This is a genomic window from Cognatitamlana onchidii (assembly GCF_004804355.1).
Taxonomy (GTDB): domain Bacteria; phylum Bacteroidota; class Bacteroidia; order Flavobacteriales; family Flavobacteriaceae; genus Cognatitamlana; species Cognatitamlana onchidii.
Genome location: NZ_SRWZ01000002.1, coordinates 554,633 through 572,674 on the forward strand (window position 1 = coordinate 554,633; position 18,042 = coordinate 572,674).

The 18,042-nt window shown below is 33.7% G+C and carries 15 protein-coding genes; all 15 read left to right on the forward strand.

Annotation, left to right across the window (positions count from 1 at the left end):
* Positions 1-461 precede the first annotated feature (461 nt).
* The 15 genes from E5D58_RS05965 to E5D58_RS06035 all read left to right on the forward strand — a co-directional run bounded on the left by E5D58_RS05965 (position 462) and on the right by E5D58_RS06035 (position 17,915).
* A complete protein-coding gene (locus E5D58_RS05965; RefSeq protein WP_136480922.1) occupies positions 462-815 on the forward strand; it encodes a hypothetical protein in 354 nt (117 codons plus the stop codon).
* A 23-nt stretch (positions 816-838) separates the two neighbouring features.
* On the forward strand, positions 839-1,258 hold the full coding sequence (locus E5D58_RS05970) for a hypothetical protein (RefSeq protein ID WP_136480923.1): 420 nt from the start codon (positions 839-841) through the stop codon (positions 1,256-1,258).
* A gap of 37 nt (positions 1,259-1,295) precedes the next feature.
* Entirely contained in the window at positions 1,296-2,225 is a 930-nt protein-coding gene (locus E5D58_RS05975; protein WP_136480924.1) for an ATP-binding cassette domain-containing protein, read from the forward strand.
* A gap of 2 nt (positions 2,226-2,227) precedes the next feature.
* Complete coding sequence (locus E5D58_RS05980) at positions 2,228-2,950, forward strand: ABC transporter permease subunit (RefSeq protein ID WP_136480925.1); 723 nt, start codon at positions 2,228-2,230, stop codon at positions 2,948-2,950.
* A gap of 16 nt (positions 2,951-2,966) precedes the next feature.
* Positions 2,967-4,469, forward strand: coding sequence for a GldG family protein (locus E5D58_RS05985; RefSeq protein ID WP_136480926.1), 1,503 nt, complete (start codon positions 2,967-2,969; stop codon positions 4,467-4,469).
* Between the two features lie 29 nt (positions 4,470-4,498).
* Complete coding sequence (locus tag E5D58_RS05990) at positions 4,499-5,449, forward strand: DUF4340 domain-containing protein (RefSeq protein WP_136480927.1); 951 nt, start codon at positions 4,499-4,501, stop codon at positions 5,447-5,449.
* A gap of 86 nt (positions 5,450-5,535) precedes the next feature.
* Positions 5,536-6,684 carry an NEW3 domain-containing protein gene (locus E5D58_RS05995; RefSeq protein ID WP_136480928.1) on the forward strand — a complete coding sequence of 383 codons (1,149 nt, stop codon included), beginning with the start codon at positions 5,536-5,538 and terminating at the stop codon, positions 6,682-6,684.
* 2 nt (positions 6,685-6,686) lie between these two features.
* A complete protein-coding gene (locus tag E5D58_RS06000) occupies positions 6,687-7,637 on the forward strand; it encodes an ABC transporter ATP-binding protein (RefSeq protein WP_136480929.1) in 951 nt (316 codons plus the stop codon).
* A gap of 9 nt (positions 7,638-7,646) precedes the next feature.
* The gene (locus tag E5D58_RS06005) at positions 7,647-8,714 is read left to right on the forward strand and encodes an ABC transporter permease (protein ID WP_136480930.1); all 1,068 of its coding nucleotides are present in this window, start codon (positions 7,647-7,649) and stop codon (positions 8,712-8,714) included.
* 142 nt (positions 8,715-8,856) lie between these two features.
* The gene (locus E5D58_RS06010; protein WP_136480931.1) at positions 8,857-9,816 is read left to right on the forward strand and encodes a Fic family protein; all 960 of its coding nucleotides are present in this window, start codon (positions 8,857-8,859) and stop codon (positions 9,814-9,816) included.
* A gap of 496 nt (positions 9,817-10,312) precedes the next feature.
* A complete protein-coding gene (nrfH, locus tag E5D58_RS06015) occupies positions 10,313-10,912 on the forward strand; it encodes a cytochrome c nitrite reductase small subunit (RefSeq protein ID WP_136480932.1) in 600 nt (199 codons plus the stop codon).
* A 14-nt stretch (positions 10,913-10,926) separates the two neighbouring features.
* Entirely contained in the window at positions 10,927-12,423 is a 1,497-nt protein-coding gene (gene nrfA, locus E5D58_RS06020) for an ammonia-forming cytochrome c nitrite reductase (RefSeq protein ID WP_136480933.1), read from the forward strand.
* Between the two features lie 85 nt (positions 12,424-12,508).
* Entirely contained in the window at positions 12,509-15,655 is a 3,147-nt protein-coding gene (gene ccsA, locus E5D58_RS06025) for a cytochrome c biogenesis protein CcsA (protein WP_235835853.1), read from the forward strand.
* 190 nt (positions 15,656-15,845) lie between these two features.
* Positions 15,846-16,295 carry a hypothetical protein gene (locus E5D58_RS06030; protein ID WP_136480934.1) on the forward strand — a complete coding sequence of 150 codons (450 nt, stop codon included), beginning with the start codon at positions 15,846-15,848 and terminating at the stop codon, positions 16,293-16,295.
* A 291-nt stretch (positions 16,296-16,586) separates the two neighbouring features.
* Positions 16,587-17,915, forward strand: coding sequence for a hypothetical protein (locus E5D58_RS06035; RefSeq protein WP_136480935.1), 1,329 nt, complete (start codon positions 16,587-16,589; stop codon positions 17,913-17,915).
* The last annotated feature ends 127 nt before the right edge of the window (positions 17,916-18,042 follow it).

Genomic DNA, 18,042 nt, shown 5'->3' on the forward strand with positions numbered 1-18,042 from the left:
TTCTGATGTCTAAAAAAATACCTTATCATGACGAATACATATTGATTCAAAACTAACATTTTAACTTTTTTTAACTTTTAGTATTTTCTTGATTTTTTAATTTTAACAGAAATTTGTAATAGTCATAAATATGCAATTTATTAAACAAGAAAATAGCTTTTTGCCCGCATTTTTTGTTTGGTCAATTGGAAAAGTAACAGGCAAATTAGTGCCGAACAAAATTAGTAGCGGGCTTAATGAGGAACTACAATCCTCCCCAATGTCATTTCGATTAATCTTTCCTATGCTTCTTTTAGGAATAAAACTTTTTGAATTTAAGTTTTATAGATAATCACTCACTAATACTACTAAGGGACTCTTCAAATATATGTAGTCTTACTTTTTAATAAAATTATCATTCTTCGTTCTGTTTCTTTAGTCGAATACTTAGGAATATTCAAGTATAATTTAAAAAAATAGCCATGGAATCAATAAATACTATTAAAAAAAAGAATAATCAATTTAGACCTAACACTTTTTCTTCAAAGGGATTTAAAAAATTTAAAATGGATTTCGACGCCACAGGAATTCATATACTCATTTCGGCCAGTTTTCTCAAAAAGGAAAATTATAAGATAGAAGTGCAAAATGGAAGACTCCGACTTAAGATAAAATGCCCTAAAGAGAATGAAGAATATATAGATTTTGATATACTTCTACCTGATAAGCGATATCAATATATAAACTCTGCTTTATTTGAAAATGACACGTTACAAATACAGCTTACCCAAAAAGACAATATAGGTAGTTATATTAAACTAGTAGAGGCTTCTTAAGTATCAATTTAATTTGAAATATCATGAAAAAGTTAAGCATAACACTTTTAATAATTTCTTTATGGTTTAGTGCAACCACGTATGCCCAAAAAAAGGATTCCATACAACAGCCTAAGGAGAAAATAGAAGTAAATAAAGAGTTTGATGAACATGGAAACCTTATCAGGTATGATTCCATTTACAGTTATTCCAGTAGTAGTTCCAATATGGAAGCTAAAGCAATGGATTCCATAATGAAGCATTTTTTTTCAAATCGAGAATCCATGCCCTTTAGAGATCCTTTTGATAGCTTAGAATTTGGTTTTCCTAGTATATTTCCACAAAACTTTGGAAACTTCGATTCCATCTGGAAGCAAAGATTAGAAGCCCGTCAAAAACTATTTGATAGTATTTTCAAAAGGCATCAGCCCAAAAAAAAGCAATCGCCTACCAATAAAATTTAAATTATTGTTTAACCAAATAAATACGTGATATATCAATATGGATATACAAATAGAAAAACTAACCAAAACTTACGGGCCTCAAACTGCTGTAAATGATATCAGCTTTGATGTTAAGACGGGAGAGGTCCTTGGTTTTCTAGGTCCCAATGGGGCAGGTAAATCTACCACCATGAAAATGATTACTGGCTATATAGGCATTGAAAAAGGTGATATTCAGATAGGAGGAAAAAGCGTTACAGATCCTTCATATGACTTAAAAAAGCATATCGGCTACCTTCCAGAAAACAACCCGCTATACCTAGATATGCCCGTAATAGACTATTTGGAGTTTTGTGCATCCCTCCAAGGAATAGACAAACCCAACATTGACAAAAGGATTCGTGAAATGGTGGGGGTTTGTGGTTTGAATAGAGAAAAGCACAAAAAGATAGGAGAATTATCAAAAGGGTATCGGCAACGCGTGGGGCTAGCTCAGGCCATGATTCACGACCCTGAAATTTTAGTTTTAGATGAACCTACAACAGGACTAGACCCTAATCAAATAATCGAGATTAGAAAATTAATTCGGGATTTAGGAAAAGAAAAAACAGTGATACTTAGTACACACATTCTTCCCGAAGTAGAGGCCACATGCGACCGTATTCTTATCATTAATAGAGGTAAGATAGTAGCAAACGGCACACCGGAAACCTTGAGAAAACAGGCTCAAGGTAATGAAGTATTAAAATTACGTATTGAAGACGGTGATGCTGATGTAATTTTTAAATCACTGAGTGAATTAGATTCTGTTCAATCAGTAGAGTATATTCAGAAAAACCAAAATGCATTTGAAATACAGAGCCTTGAAGAGAAAACTTCCAAGCGGAATATATTTGATCTGTGTGTTCAGAATAAATGGGTTTTGACAGAACTTACACCTATGGAAACTAAGCTTGAAGATATTTTCAGAAACTTAACGGTAAACTAAATATGCAAACAATATGGATTATAGCCAAACGAGAATTGGCAACTTTTTTTGACTCACTTATAGCCTATATTATTTTAGGGCTTTTTTTAGGATTTAGTGGTTTTTTTACCTGGCTTTATGGAAACGATATTTTTTTGGTAGGTCAGGCAAATTTGCGGGTATTCTTCAGTATTGCCTCATGGAGTCTTTTCTTTTTCATTCCAGCTATAACTATGAAAATGCTAGCAGAGGAAAGAAAAACAGGTACTCTGGAACTTTTACTAACAAAGTCGGTATCCGATCGTCAATTAATATTAGGTAAATTTTTAGGTTCGGTTTTGTTGGTAGGTATTGCTTTATTGGCAACATTACCTTATGTAATCACGGTTTCCAGTATAGGTAATTTGGATAATGGTGGTACAATTTGTGGCTACTTTGGTTTATTATTGATGAGTATTACATATACAGCCATTGGGATTTTTGCAAGTAGTATTACCACAAACCAGATAGTCGCCTTTATGACGGCTCTTTTTATTGGTCTCTTTTTCCATATCATTTTTGGCGTATTAGCTCAAAACTTTACAGGTACTTTGGGACAGGTTTTTGAAGCCTTGAATCTTCAATCTCATTTTGAATCAATTTCCAGGGGAGTCATAGATTCTAAGGATTTAGTTTATTTTCTTTCTATAACCGTTTTAGGGCTTTACCTGGGAGAATGGGCCCTATCAAAAAGACATTTTTCTTAATCAATATTACAAACACATGAAAAAAACATACATAACTATTCTATTGGTTTTTGGTATTCTGCTATTTGTAAATTTAGTGTCTGAACAATATTTTTTTAGAATAGATTTAACCGAAGACAAGCAATATACTTTAAGTGAAGCAACAATAGATATCATGAAGTCTTTGGAAAACCCCATTACCGTCAAAGCCTATTTTTCTGAGAATCTTCCACCTCATATAGCTAAGACCAAAGATAATTTTGAAGAATATTTAATAGAGTACGCTAGAAATTCAGATGACAATCTGGTATACACGTTTATTAATCCTAATGAAAATGAAAAAACAGAACGCGATGCTGTTGAAGCAGGGATTAATTCGGTGATGATTAATGTTCGTGAGAAGGATCAAATGAAGCAGCAAAGAGCATTTTTAGGAGCAGTTTTGGAATTGGAAGACCAAAAAGAAGTGATTCCATTTATGCAACCTGGAGCTCCTTTGGAATACTTGTTATCTTCGTCAATAAAGAAGATAGCCGTTACCGATAAACCAGAAATTGGTTTGATGGAAGGTAATGGACAAGCCTCAATTAGAGAGCTTTCACAAGTAAAAACAGCTTTAGATGTTTTATATGATTTTAAGTCTACTATCGTAAACGATAGCATTCAGGTTCCTGATGAGATAAAGACCTTAGCCATAGTACGTCCTACAGATACTATAAATAATTCTACCCTTAATCAATTAGATGAATTTTTGGAAAATGGAGGTAACTTGTTTATTGCCTTGAATCGGGTAAACGGAGATTTAAATAATTCTTATGGAAATGGAGTTACAACTGGTATAGAAAAATGGCTGAAAGAAAAGGGATTGGAGGTGCGTGAAGATTTTGTTGTAGATGCCCAATGTGCCACCGTAGGTGTGCAACAGCAACAGGGATTCTTTAATTTTACCTCGAATGTTTCTTTTCCATACATTCCTATTGTAAGCCAATTTGCAGACCACCCAGTAACCAAAGGTCTGGAAGCAGTGGTAATGCAATTTCCTAGTTCTTTAAAATTTACAACCAAAGATTCTCTTAGCACGTTTACCCCTTTAGCATTTTCATCAAAAAATTCCGCGACATTGGCGGCTCCCCAGTTTTTTGACATTCAAAAACAATGGACAGAAAGGGATTTTAATGCTCCCAATCAAGTAGTAGCTGGGGTATTGGAACGGATTCATGATAATGGTAATAAGTCACGAATTTGTGTAGTTACAGATGGTGATTTTCCCGTTAATACTGGCCAACAACAGTTACAATCAGGAAATGTTAACCTTATGGTCAATGCCATTGATTGGTTAAGTGATGATACTGGATTAATCGATCTAAGAAATAAAGGCATAAGATACCGCCCAATAGATACCTTAGAAGAAGGGACTAAAACTACTTTAAAATATCTCAACTTTTTACTACCAATTGCACTGGTAATCATCTATGGTGTAGTTAGGATTCAGATGAACAGGAATAAGCGCAGTAGAAGAATAGAAGAAAATTATGAGTAAAAACTAAATCATATTCTAAGTTATAAAAGATGAAAAAAAATAACATATTAATAATAGTATTAATTGGATTGGTGTTGCTATTTGTAGCCACAAATTATTTTAAAAAGAATAGCAATACAAATTTTAAATCTGAAGTAATTCAATTGGATTCATCCATGGTGAATAAAATTGTCATTCGTTCATCATTAGTTACAGAGGAAGAACCAATTATTATTTCGAAAGACAATGATAGTTGGCTAGTTGAACAAGGAACTGTTAAAACTAAAGCGAATCAATCTACAGTTAAGAATACATTGGGTCAGTTGGAAGAAATGAAAACCGAGAGATTAGTGGCTAAATCCAAAGATAAATGGAAGGCATACGCACTAACCGATTCTTTGGCACAATGTGTTGAAATCCATCAGCAGGGTAAAGAACAGATAACAAAGCTGTATTTTGGGAAAACAACCTATAAACAATCTCAAAACCCCGGATATGGAGGGCGACCTTCTGTTGATGCCTCTACTTATTTTAGAATAGATAAAAACCCTAAAACCTATGCTACAAAAAGCGGACTAGCTAATACATTTAAGCGTAATTTCAATACATGGAGAAATACTGAATTTATTAAGGTTGATAAAGATTTGATTACACAATTGAAATTTGAAACCGAAGATAACAGTGGTTTTTCCCTTTCTAAAAACGAATCTGTTTGGACTATGGGCAACCTAACGCCGGATTCTACCAAAGTGGCTCAATACCTCAATACATTGCGCCATCAAAATAGCTCAAAATTCGCAAATGAGTTTACCCCAAAAAGCAAAGCAGATTATAAGCTAACAATTCAAGGAAACTCAATAGAAGACCTGGTTGTGAAAGCTTATAGGGATTCCATAAAAAATAAGTTTTTCTTGAATTCTTCACAACATCCGAATGTTTTTGTTGAGAGTGATTCTACTGGGTTATTTAAGCAATTGTTTGTGAGTCAAGATCATTTTTAAAAATAATTACTACTAAGAAACATACACTTAGTTTATTAATCATCATATTTTTTTAAACATATTTAAAAATTGTAAAATAGTTTTTTATGACAACCAAAAAATTACAACTAAACACTTTTTTATTTTCATTAGCTTTTTTATTGTTTTTTAATTTCACCGCTCAGGCAGGTAATGGAATTATTTTGTATACGCCCTATACCAATATTTCAGTTCCTCCTGGTGAGTCTATTGATTATTCCATTGATATTAAAAATTATGGAAGTCAGGTAAAGCATGTTGATATTTCTTTATCAGGGTTGCCTAAAGATTGGAATTCCACTTTAAAGGCAGGAGGTTACAGTATTAATAGAATCTCAGTACTTCCCGGAGAGAAAAAAACGGTTTCCTTAACGATAAATGTACCTTCAAAAGTAGATAAAGGAACCTATAAAATTAGGGTGATTGCCAAAAACTATGATGTACTCCCTATAGTAATTGACGTATCAGAACAAGGTACTTTTAAAACAGAGTTCACTTCCGACCAGATTAACATGGAAGGGCACTCCAAGTCAAATTTTAATTTTTCCGCACAATTAAAAAACCATACCGGGGAGAAACAATTATATTCTTTACAAGCAAGAGTGCCTCGTGGTTGGAATGTAATCTTTAAACCTAATTACAAACAAGCTACAGCTGTTGAAATAGAACCTGGAAATACGGCTAATATTACCATTGAAGTAAAACCACCTTACGGTATAAAAGCAGGAACCTATAAAATACCTGTACAAGCAACTAATAAGTATAGTACAGCTAAATTAGAATTGGAGGTCGTTATAAATGGCTCTTATGATTTAGAATTAACTACTCCAACAGGTCTATTAAGTACCAGTATAACTTCTGGTAGAGAAAAGCAAATAGAACTATTAGTAAAGAATTCTGGTTCTAGTAGGTTGAGTGATATTACTTTTAATACTTCAAAACCTAAAAATTGGGAAATATCCATAAAACCAGATACCATACCTTCATTGGAAGCTGGTGCCAGTACGCAGGTATATGCCACCATAAAGGCTGCTGACAAAGCAATTCCGGGAGATTATGTTTCAAAAATTACTGCTAAAACGCCTGAAGTATCTTCAATAGCGTCCATAAGAGTTCTGGTAAAAACATCTTTATTATGGGGTTGGTTGGGTATTTTAATAATTGCAGGAACATTAGGAGCTATTTATTATCTATTTAAAAAATACGGTAGAAGATAGTTATGGAGAAACGTATAGAAGTATCTGGTTTAACCAAAAAGTACGGAAATTTTGTAGCAGTAGACGATTTAACACTCTCTATTGAAAAAGGCGAGATTTTTGGCTTGCTTGGCCCCAATGGAGCAGGTAAATCAACAACCATACTTATGCTTCTTGGTCTAACAGAAGTTGATTCTGGACATGTTGAAGTATGCGGTATTGATGCAACACGTTATCCACTGGATGTTAAAAGAAAAGTAGGGTATTTACCTGAAGATGTCGGTTTTTATAACGACTATTCTGGACTCCAGAACTTAATGTATATAGCGCGTTTAAATAATATTCCTGAAGAACAAGCAAAAAGACATGCTTTAAACATACTTGAAGAAGTAGGCTTATTGGATGCAAAAGATAAAAAGGTTGGGAATTATTCTCGGGGAATGCGCCAGCGATTAGGTCTTGCAGACGTACTAATTAAAGAACCTGAGGTTATTATACTTGATGAACCTACATTAGGGTTGGATCCAGAGGGGGTAAGGAAGTTTCTTGAGCTTATTGTTAAACTAAGTAGAAAGAAAGGTATTACCGTACTTTTCTCATCACATCATTTACATCAAATACAACAAGTATGTGACCGCGTGGGGATATTTGTAAAAGGGAAGTTATTGGCAAAGGGGAAAATTAGTGACTTGGCAGAACAATTGTTCTCTAAAAATGCATTTACTATCGAATTAGGGGTTACTAATAAAGAGAGTAATTTAAGCTGTTCTTTAGAAGAACTCGCAAATAAGATAAATGCAATAAAAGGTGTTGGAAAAGTGACACTAAACAAGGATCATTTCTTAGTGGAATCGAAGCATGATGTTTCTGGAGAACTATCTAAACTTGTTGTGAGTTTGGGATATGGGCTTAGTTACTTAACTAAAAAAGAATATGGTTTGGACGATATTTATCATCAATATTTTCAAGAGTAAAAAATAAATATGAATACTATAGTAAATAACATAAGTTTTTCAAAACTAGACAAAATAAAATCTTTGAAATTGTTCAATTTTGAGGATTTCTTTAAAAGAAGAAATCCAGGTAATAGTTCCAATTCCCGCATAGAAGTATTTAAAGTAATGGTGAAAAAGGAAATTACGGATCATATAAGAAACTGGCGTTTCATTATCCTATTTAGCATTATTGCTTTAGCTTGTTTGGGCACTTTATTTTCAACATTGTCAGATAGTGCCAAAATACTTACTACAAGCAATTCAGATAGCACTTTCTTTTTCTTGAATTTGTTCACCAAATCAAATGGAACTTTACCATCGTTTTTTGTGTTTGTAGGCTTTTTGGGGCCATTGTTTGGAATAGGCTTAGGGTTTGATGCGATTAGTTCTGAACAAAACAAGGGAACATTGAGCCGCACCATGGCGCAACCAATTCCAAGAGATTATATTATTAATGCGAAATTCTTGGCAGGAATAATTGTGGTAAGCGTGATGCTTTTTGCATTAAGTTTTTTGGTTTTGGGAGCAGGTTTAGTTGCTCTCGGAATACCGCCTACAGCAGAAGAGTTTATGCGTATTGTTGTTTATACCATATTAAGTATTGTATATGTTTCTTTTTGGTTGAACCTGTCTATTTTGTTTTCAACTCGTTTTAAACAACCTGCAACTTCAGCATTGTTAGGGTTGGCTGTATGGTTGTTCTTTACAATTTTTTATCCGCTTATTGTGAATATAATAGTAAAAGGATTTGAGCCTGGAAAGTATGCACCCCAAGGTAAAATCTTATTATACCAAAAGTTAAAGTTTTATTTAGTTCAAATAATGCCTAATGAGTTGTTTGACCAAATTACCTCGGCTATTTTGGTTCCGTCTATACGTAGTTTAGGACCGTTAACTATGGAGCAAATGCAGGGAGCCATTCCAAGTACTTTGTCAATAGGACAAAGTCTATTGTTGGTTTGGCCTCAGGTTACAGGTTTATTGGCATTAACTTTATTATGCTTTTTGTTTTCTTATGTGATTTTTATGAAGCGGGAAATTCGTTCTAGAGAGTAGAAAATTTTATTAATTAGATTAAAAAGTCTAGTTTTTCTGGAGGAAGTGAATTGTGTAATTATTTTATTTATAATATGGGCTTCCTTAAAAATTAAATAATATTCTTCTATCTTTGTGATACTATCAAATGATACTATTATAAATGAAGCCACCTTATCAGATTACTGATAACATTTTAAAATTAGTTGTTTCCATTTCTGAGCGACTCGGAGAAATTAGCGCAACCCATTTATACAAACCACCAACCGAATTACGAAAAAAGAACCGCATTAAAACCATACAATCCTCTTTAGAGATTGAGGGTAATACGCTTACGGAAGAACAGATTACGGCGCTTTTAGACGATAGACGTGTAATTGCGCCGCAAAAGGATATTTTGGAGGTTCAAAACGCTATAAAAGTGTATGAGCAGTTACGGACATTTAATCCAAATAAATTAGGAGACTTAGAAAAGGCTCATGCTATTTTAATGAATGGCTTAATTGAAGATGCAGGAAAGCTGCGAAATAAAAATGTTGGTATTGTTAAAGGTTCAAAAGTAGAGCATCTTGCTCCAAGTGGAGATATGGTTAGAGGTCTCATGAATGACTTGTTTGACTATGTTAAAATCGATAACGATGTTTTGCTTATCAAAAGTTGTGTTTTTCATTATGAATTTGAATTTATACATCCGTTTTTAGATGGTAATGGTCGTATGGGTAGGTTATGGCAAACTTTAATTTTGATGCAACAATACCCGGTATTTGAGTTTCTACCAGTAGAAAGTCTCATTAAAGAAAATCAGGAGGAATACTATAAGGTATTAAGCATGTCTGATAAATCTGGACATTCTACACCATTTATTGAGTTCATGTTAAACATAATACTTCAAGCCTTAGAAAACCTATTTAAAACCCAGAACAGAACACTTACAACACAAGATAGGATTGAACTGTACAAAGATATCGTAAAAGAAAATCAATTTAGCCGTAAGGATTATTTGTTAAACTTTAAAGATATAAGCCAGGCGACAGCAAGCAGGGATTTAAAATGGGCAGTTATACAGAACATTTTAATAAAAGTGGGAGATAAAAGATTAACTAAATATCAATTTAGATTTTGAGGAAGCATAAGCTCATTGATTGGGAATACTATTTTATTTATTAACAATGAAAATGAAGAAAATATTACCGAGCTAAAAAAACAGAAGCTATTTTTTGTAGCATATTTACACCTCATGCCACTAATACCCTTATAAAATAAGGGAAGTTACATATTGTATTGGAAAGTAATACCTAGGAGCCCTCTTATAAAGCACCTAATCCTGCAGAAGACATAATTACCTTGTCATAGGTTGTTTTTATTTGTTCAAAAAATTAAAGACGATCAAATCTTTTATTTTGAAACTATGATAAATATCACATTTCAAATATTATTGTAGAATTAACTTTGTAGTACTTGTTTAAAAGAATAAAAGTATTAACTTTACTTTAACACTACCTAATTAGATTTGAATAGCCAGCTACTACATATTTTAATTCATAAATTTAACAAAGGTAATTCAATACAATTTGGTTCCTATTTTAAGTGCTTAAATACATCTAACTCTATATACTATTTTGAAGCGTAAAAAGGAAATATTACCACCAAAGACGTCTAGATGGCGGCCAACAGCCATATTCTTTATAGCTGTTATTATTGGTTTAGGATTGTTTATGGCAAGAGAGTCTAGAGTACTGTCTTACATGTCAGACGATCCCACAGCTTGTGTAAACTGTCATGTTATGACCCCTGTTTATAACAGTTGGATGCATAGTTCGCATAGAGAATGGGCTAATTGCAACGACTGTCATGTCCCTCATGATAATATTTTTAATAAGTATTATTTTAAAGCAAAAGATGGGCTATATCATGCGTCTGTTTTTACTCTTAGAGCAGAGCCTGATGTTATTGAAATGAAAGAAGCTTCGCAAGAAGTTGTGCAACAAAACTGTATTCGTTGCCATGTTCAGCAGGTTACTCAAACCAAGTATAGAGGTTGGATTGAGCAGCATGAGGGGAATAGAACGGGTAGACAATGTTGGAGTTGCCATAAGCTTATACCACATGGTAAAGTCCATGGATTATCAACTATAAAGTTTAATGTAGCACCAATTCCAACAGATCAAGAGGATGAACTTGTGATTCCTTCTTGGATGGAAAAACAAATAAAAGAATAACAAAAGCGTACCAGATGAAAAACAAAGTATTATTTATTGTAACCATTATTGTGGTTTTCTTATTGGGTTTATTAGCATCAAGTATTGTTAATAGAAAGTCGGAAGCCAAGTACAAGTATGTACCGCAGGTTGATATCGCTGAAAATGAGCCAAGAAATGAAGTTTGGGGAGAAAATTTTCCTTTAGAGTATCAATCTTACATGCAAACTTTAGATACATCGTTTGCTTCTATGCAAGGAGGATCTGCCATGCGCGATGTTCTTGAAGAAGATCCAAGATTAGTTATTCTTTTTGCTGGTTACGGGTTTTCAAAGGATTATAATCAAGGGAGAGGACATGCGTATGCTATCGAAGATATTCATAACACTTTAAGAACAGGAGGCCCAAAAGGAAAAGGAGATGGTCCTATGCCTGCAACATGTTGGACTTGTAAAAGTCCAGATGTTCCGAGACTTATGAATGAAATAGGTATTAAGGAGTTTTATAGTGGAAAATGGGCTGATAAAGGTGAAGAAGTTGTAAATCCTATAGGTTGTGCAGATTGTCACGACCCTAAATCGATGAAACTTCGTATTACGCGCCCTGCATTAGTGGAAGCTTTTGATGCAATGGGTAAAGATATTAATCAAGCTACGCATAACGAAATGCGCTCTTTAGTATGTGCGCAGTGTCATGTCGAGTATTATTTCAACAAAAACTTACCAGGAAAAGAAGGTACGCCTTACTTAGTTTTTCCATGGAAAGACGGTATGACTGTCGAGGATATGGAAAATTACTATGACAACCTTGAGTTTAAAGATTGGACGCATAAAATTAGTAAAGCGCCTATGTTGAAAGCACAACACCCAGGATATGAAACTTTTACAACTGGGGTGCATGCAGATAGAGGTGTTTCTTGCGCAGATTGTCATATGCCGTACAAGAGTGAAGGAGGTCAGAAGTTTACAGACCATCATATTCAGTCTCCATTAAACAATACATCCAACGCCTGTCAAGTTTGTCATAGAGAAGATTCACAGAAATTAATTGCCAATGTTTACGACAGACAGCGTAAAGCAACAGAAAACAGATTAAAATTAGAAGACCTGCTGGTAAAAGCTCATTTAGAAGCCAAAGCTTGCTGGGATTTGGGTGCAACCGAGGAACAAATGAAGGCAGTGCTTACCGATATTCGTCATGCGCAATGGCGTTGGGATTATTCTGCAGCAGCTCACGGCGCTTCGTTTCATTCACCTGTTGAAACAGCTCGGGTTATAGGAAGTGGATTGGTTATTGCTCAGGAGGCCCGCGTTAAGCTGGCAAGACTGTTAGCCGAGCTAGGACACAATAAACCTATAGATATGCCCGATATTTCTACGAAAGAGAAAGCCCAGGAGTTTATTGGTTTAGACATGGAAAAATTAGAGGCTGAAAAAGAAGCTTTTAAAGAAAATGTATTGCCAAAATGGTTAGAGGCTGCTAAAGCTCGTGAAGATAAAATGCCAGTAAATACAGTTTCGGCTGTTAATTAATCATACTAATATTTAGAATACACATAGAAAAATACCTCATTGTTATAATGAGGTATTTTTTTGATTATACACAAATACTTGCTCAATGAATCGACTATTTAAATTTTTTTCATCTCCCATATTGGCAGTAGTGCTGTTGTTTGTTTTTGGTTTAGCCATGGCTTTGGCGACGTTTATTGAAAATGATTTTGGTACAACTACAGCCTGGAAATTAATTTATGACGCCTGGTGGTTTGAAATGGTCATGTTGGGGCTTGGTATCTGTTTTATAATGAACATTTACAAGTATAAACTTTGGCGTATAGAGAAATGGGCATTATTGACATTTCATTTAGCGTTTATTGTCATATTGTTAGGAGCAGGGATTACAAGGTATGCCTCCTATGGTGGTATTATGAGAATAAGAGAGGGTGCTGCTTCTAATTTAATTATCTCTGATCAAAACTACTTGCATGTTCATTTATCTGATGGGCATACAGCAAAAACGATTAGAAAAAAAATAGAGTTTTCGCCAATAAGCAATAATTATTTTGAAATAGTTGATGAGTTTAAAGGCAAAACGGTTTCAATAGCATATGATGAATTCATAGCAGATGCTGTTCCAGAGATAAAAGATGATGTAGAAAATGGAAAGGCCATGATTCAAATGGTCGTTTCTGCCGGAAATGGCAGAGAAACAGTCTTTTTAGAGCGCGGAGAAATTGAAGCTATTGGTGCGCATCAGCATAAAATAGGTTTTGATGTGGAAAGCGAAGGCGTTATAAACATCATGGAAAATAACGGTGTGTTTAGCATTTTATCGCCCCGAAACTTATCTACGTTTGTCATGGCCACTGAAACAGCAGGAACCATCAAGAAAGATAGTGTTCACAGAATGGAATTACGCACTCTATATAGAGATGGAGATGCTTCTTTTGTACCTCTATCATACCACCCAAATGCAGAAATTCAATTAGTTAGCATTTCAGAAAAACCCAAAGATAATGACGAACAAAAAGACGATGCTTTATTAGTGAATGTTAGTATAGATAAACAGTTAAAGCCCATAAAACTATTATATCGTGAAGGTTTCTTACCAACAAAGCATGAGGTTGATTTTGATGATATTAAAGTTACAATTTCTTACGGATCGGAGCCTATTACGACGCCTTTTTCAATTCATTTAGACGATTTTCAATTGAAGCGTTATCCTGGTTCTACAAGCCCCTCGGCCTATGCGAGTGAAGTAAAAGTTTTGGATGGCGATATTACAACGCCTCATAGAATATTTATGAACAATGTTTTAGATTATAAGGGGTATAGGTTTTTTCAGGCTAGCTATGACACAGACGAGCTTGGAACGGTATTAGCCGTTAATCATGATGCTCTGGGCACCAATATTACCTACGTTGGATACTTTTTAATGATGATTGGTATGTTTTTTACACTATTTGGCAAGAGTTCGCGATTCACTCTAATTAATAAGAGTTTGAAAAAGCTGAAGAATAAATCTCTTATAACGGTTGTTTTATTGCTACTAACTGGCGCATCGGTTTACGGACAGGGTAATACCAAAGCTCCTGAAGTAACATTATCTACCATAAAGCAGTTAGCTATTGATGAGCAGCATGCCAATATGTTTGGGCGATTAATGGTTCAAGATTTAGATGGGCGTATCAAACCGATGAATACCTTGGCCTCAGAATTTTTACGTAAGCTTTCAAGGAAACCGTATTTTCAGTTTTCAAAGGAAGGAGCACGGATTAAATTGAGTGCTAATCAAGCGTTTCTTGGGATGCAAGCAGCATCAAACATATGGCAATATGTTCCGCTTATAAAAGTAGATGCCAAAAAAGGAGGTACACTTTTTAAAGGTCTGGAGATTAGTGAGGATGGGTTAGTTTCTTTCACAGGGTTGTTAGACGAAAATGGAAAGTACATTTTAGCGGAAGCTGCGGAGTTGGCTAACAAGAAAAAGCCGGCGGAACGAAGCGAGCTTGATAAGGAAATCTTAAAAGTAGATGAGCGTTTCAATATTTTATTCAATGTTTTTTCGGGAAATTATTTTAAGGTTTTCCCAAACAGTAACGATAACAACAATAAATGGCACTCACAGACGCATCACTTTAAAGACTTTCCAGAAGAGGATGGCCAGTTTGCTCAAAAAATCATTCCTACTTATTTCAGTGATGTAAACAATAAGAACTGGGTTGATGCTAGTGAAAAACTAGAATATATTAAAACATTTCAAGATGTTTTGGGTAAAGAGATTATTCCCAGCAGAAAACGAATTGAAGCAGAACTCTGGTACAATCAATTAAATTTAAACTTTTGGTTGTTTCAAGTACTTTTTACTTTAGGAGCTATCTTACTCGTTATTGCAATTCTTAAAATTTTTACAGAACCAAAGGTGGTTGATGTGCTCTGGAACTTATTAATTATTATTACTTTAGTTTGTTTTTTAATGTTTACAGGAAATATTATCTTAAGATGGTATGTTTCTCAACATGCCCCATGGAGTAATGGCTATGAAATGCTGGTATTTGTGTCCTGGGTATTATTATTGTGTGGACTACTTACGTTTAGAAAATCGGATTTTGCATTACCTCTGTCAACATTATTTGCAGGCGCCTTATTATTTGTAAGTTATTTAGATTGGTTAAGTCCAGAAATTACAAACTTAATGCCTGTGTTAAAGTCGTTTTGGCTAAAAATTCATGTGGCTACAATAGTTAGTAGCTATGCACCTCTGGCTTTATCAGCTGTATTAGGTTTTATGGCGCTTTTACTGATAATTTTTAAAACTGAAAAAACTAAAAAAGAAATAGATATTAGGATTAAAGAATTGACTTATATTAATGAAATTTCCATGACTATTGGTTTATTTGTCTTATCTGTAGGTACTTTTTTAGGAGGGATTTGGGCTAACGAGTCGTGGGGACGTTATTGGGCATGGGACCCTAAAGAGACTTGGGCCCTTATTAGTATTATTGTATACGCTATAGTATTGCATTTAAGATTAATACCAGGTTTAAAAGGTGCTTATGTATTAAATATGGTAAGTGTTTTTGCCTTTGGTTCTATAATTATGACATCGTTTGGGGTTAATTACTATTTATCTGGCCTTCATAGCTATGCTGCAGGAGATCCATTGCCAGTACCAACTTTTATTTATGTGTTAATTGCAATAGTTATTTTGGTGTCTGTATTGGCATTTTATAGAAAAGATAAGTTTAAACTAAAATCGGATTAGATGTTAGTATGGTGTATATAAAGGCTAAAGATTGATTTACAGTAAAATATAAAAATTAATTAAGAATCTAAAGTTTTACGTTAGAAAGAAAAAACTTACTAAATTTATATTATTTTAAAAAAATCGATAAAACGCTTGTTTTATTCGGTTAATTGCATAAATTTGTGGATGAAATCCTTAAATCTTAGACATGAAATCTAAAATATGGTTATTGAGTTTTAGTCTTTTTTTAATTGTGAGCGTTAGTTTTGCACAAAAAAAAGGTAAAGGACCTAAGAGTATAATTACTGATAAGTTTAGTATAAGTAAGTACCACAATAAGGAAGAGCTAGAGCGCATGGGGAAAGGAGATTTAATAGCTCTTTATACGGAGAGAAATCAGGTTTTAACAAGTACTTTGCCATACGTTGCATTTGCTACCAAACCAGGGGTTACTATGACATCTTTAGGTATTCCTGACAATAACGATAATACAAAGGCTTTAGAGGAGCAATTTGATAATACAGATGATTATTTGGAAAAAACTTTAGAGTTTCAAGGCAAGTTCTTACCTTATAGTGACACAAAAAATCTTATAGCAGCTATTCTATTTTATGAGGAGATAATGAAATCTCTTCATACCTATAATGAATTTAGATAAGTTCGAATCTCAAAACGTTTTGTTAAATCCCCTTCAGTTTTATGCTGAAGGGGATTTTTTATGAAACACTAATTTAATCCTTTAGGGACGTATACTTCATAATTTCTATAAAGACAGTAAACTTTTTTGTCGTTGATATGCGCATTTCATCGATTAAAATTTTGATAAATTTTACTAAAAAATGTATTTTATCGAAATAATTGGTATTTCATGGATAATTTTTACTATGTTTGGGTATTAATTAATTTTTACAAAATCGTAATTAGGTTTTAACATTAAAATGTTTTTATTATGAAAAGCTTTACCCAAATCGTTTTCATATTTCTTTTTGCTATTACAAGTGTTTTTGCTCAACAGGAAAAGGGAATTATTGGAACAAACAACTGGTTGTTAAACTGGACAGAATTTCAACCAGGAAATGAGGACTATGATGAGCCAACACAAATTTTAACTGGTAACATAGTCGAAGATCTTAAATTAGAAAAGAGACATGTTTATTTATTAGTAGGCAATGTTTTTGTTACTAACAATGCGGTGTTAACTATTGAACCAGGAACTGTTATTATTGGTGACTATCAATCAAAAGGTTCCTTAACCATATCTAGAGGTTCAGGTATTATTGCTAACGGTTCCGAAACAGACCCCATTATATTTACATCTAATAGAAGTGTTAAAAGAGCAGGAGATTGGGGAGGTCTCATTATTTTAGGAGATGCGCCTACAAATAGATTTGGAAATGGTTCTGTAGCGTCGTTCTACGACCAAACAGATCCATCAAACTACGCTAATACTAATTTCGGCGGTGACAACGCAAATAGTAATTCAGGGAAGTTAAAATATGTAAGAATCGAATATGCTGGGAAGCGTATTAAGGGAGGAGATTATTTTAATGGTCTTTTATTAGCAGGTGTTGGAAGAGAGACACTTCTTGAAAATGTTATGGTTAGTTATTGTGCTGGAAATTCTTTTGAAATCTGGGGAGGTAACATCAACCTTAATAAAGCGGTATCATACAAGGCTAATAATAATGATTTTAAATTCAATTTTGGATCACAAAGTGCAATAAGTAATTCCTTAGCATTAAGGTCGCCATACGTTTCAAACAGCAGTGGAGCAAGATGTATACAAATTGCGTCATATGATAAAAAGGAAGAGGTAGATTTTACAAAGAAAATGACTTCGGTATCAGCCACTAACTTAACATTTTTTAATACAAGCGATAATATTAAAGAAGATATTAAGATGGGACTTGTCAGAGAAGCCGTTTACGTTAGAGAAAATGCATCTCTTGATATGACCAAAAGTGTTATTTCAGGATTTAATCCTGCCGTTATATTTGAAGAAAAAATAGTTGTTAATCAAGAAAACTTAGAGAGAATAAAGTTTTCAAATATGTATTTCAATAATTGCAATGGAAATATTTTTGTTGAGAATAACACCAATAACGAGGATTTAGAGAATTGGTATGGAAATCATGCATTCTTCAATGTTTACTCTAAAAGTCATAATGCAGAAACTTTTATTGATATTGCAAATAACTCTAAAAGACCTGATTACAGACTTCGAATTAATAAAATTATTGCGTCAAATGAAGTTGACTCTGATTTAAAGGACAACTAGTTTAGTCTGTTATGCTATATTAATTCATCCAATTTTCAAGACAATAAATTAATGCTAATTACATGGATTACAGTGATTAATTCACACCATGTAATTAGCAATATTTATAGAGAGAAAGTCTATTCTT

Bases quoted from the DNA above. Each gene is read 5' to 3' on its own strand.
- nrfA (WP_136480933.1), top strand. From the start codon at position 10,927: ATGAAAAACAAAGTATTATTTATTGTAACCATTATTGTGGTTTTCTTA.
- E5D58_RS05995 (WP_136480928.1), top strand. From the start codon at position 5,536: ATGACAACCAAAAAATTACAACTAAACACTTTTTTATTTTCATTAGCT.
- E5D58_RS05975 (WP_136480924.1), top strand. From the start codon at position 1,296: ATGGATATACAAATAGAAAAACTAACCAAAACTTACGGGCCTCAAACT.
- E5D58_RS06005 (WP_136480930.1), top strand. From the start codon at position 7,647: ATGAATACTATAGTAAATAACATAAGTTTTTCAAAACTAGACAAAATA.
- E5D58_RS05990 (WP_136480927.1), top strand. From the start codon at position 4,499: ATGAAAAAAAATAACATATTAATAATAGTATTAATTGGATTGGTGTTG.
- E5D58_RS06035 (WP_136480935.1), top strand. From the start codon at position 16,587: ATGAAAAGCTTTACCCAAATCGTTTTCATATTTCTTTTTGCTATTACA.
- E5D58_RS06030 (WP_136480934.1), top strand. From the start codon at position 15,846: ATGAAATCTAAAATATGGTTATTGAGTTTTAGTCTTTTTTTAATTGTG.
- E5D58_RS06010 (WP_136480931.1), top strand. From the start codon at position 8,857: ATGAAGCCACCTTATCAGATTACTGATAACATTTTAAAATTAGTTGTT.
- E5D58_RS05970 (WP_136480923.1), top strand. From the start codon at position 839: ATGAAAAAGTTAAGCATAACACTTTTAATAATTTCTTTATGGTTTAGT.
- E5D58_RS05985 (WP_136480926.1), top strand. From the start codon at position 2,967: ATGAAAAAAACATACATAACTATTCTATTGGTTTTTGGTATTCTGCTA.
- E5D58_RS05965 (WP_136480922.1), top strand. From the start codon at position 462: ATGGAATCAATAAATACTATTAAAAAAAAGAATAATCAATTTAGACCT.
- E5D58_RS06000 (WP_136480929.1), top strand. From the start codon at position 6,687: ATGGAGAAACGTATAGAAGTATCTGGTTTAACCAAAAAGTACGGAAAT.
- E5D58_RS05980 (WP_136480925.1), top strand. From the start codon at position 2,228: ATGCAAACAATATGGATTATAGCCAAACGAGAATTGGCAACTTTTTTT.
- ccsA (WP_235835853.1), top strand. From the start codon at position 12,509: ATGAATCGACTATTTAAATTTTTTTCATCTCCCATATTGGCAGTAGTG.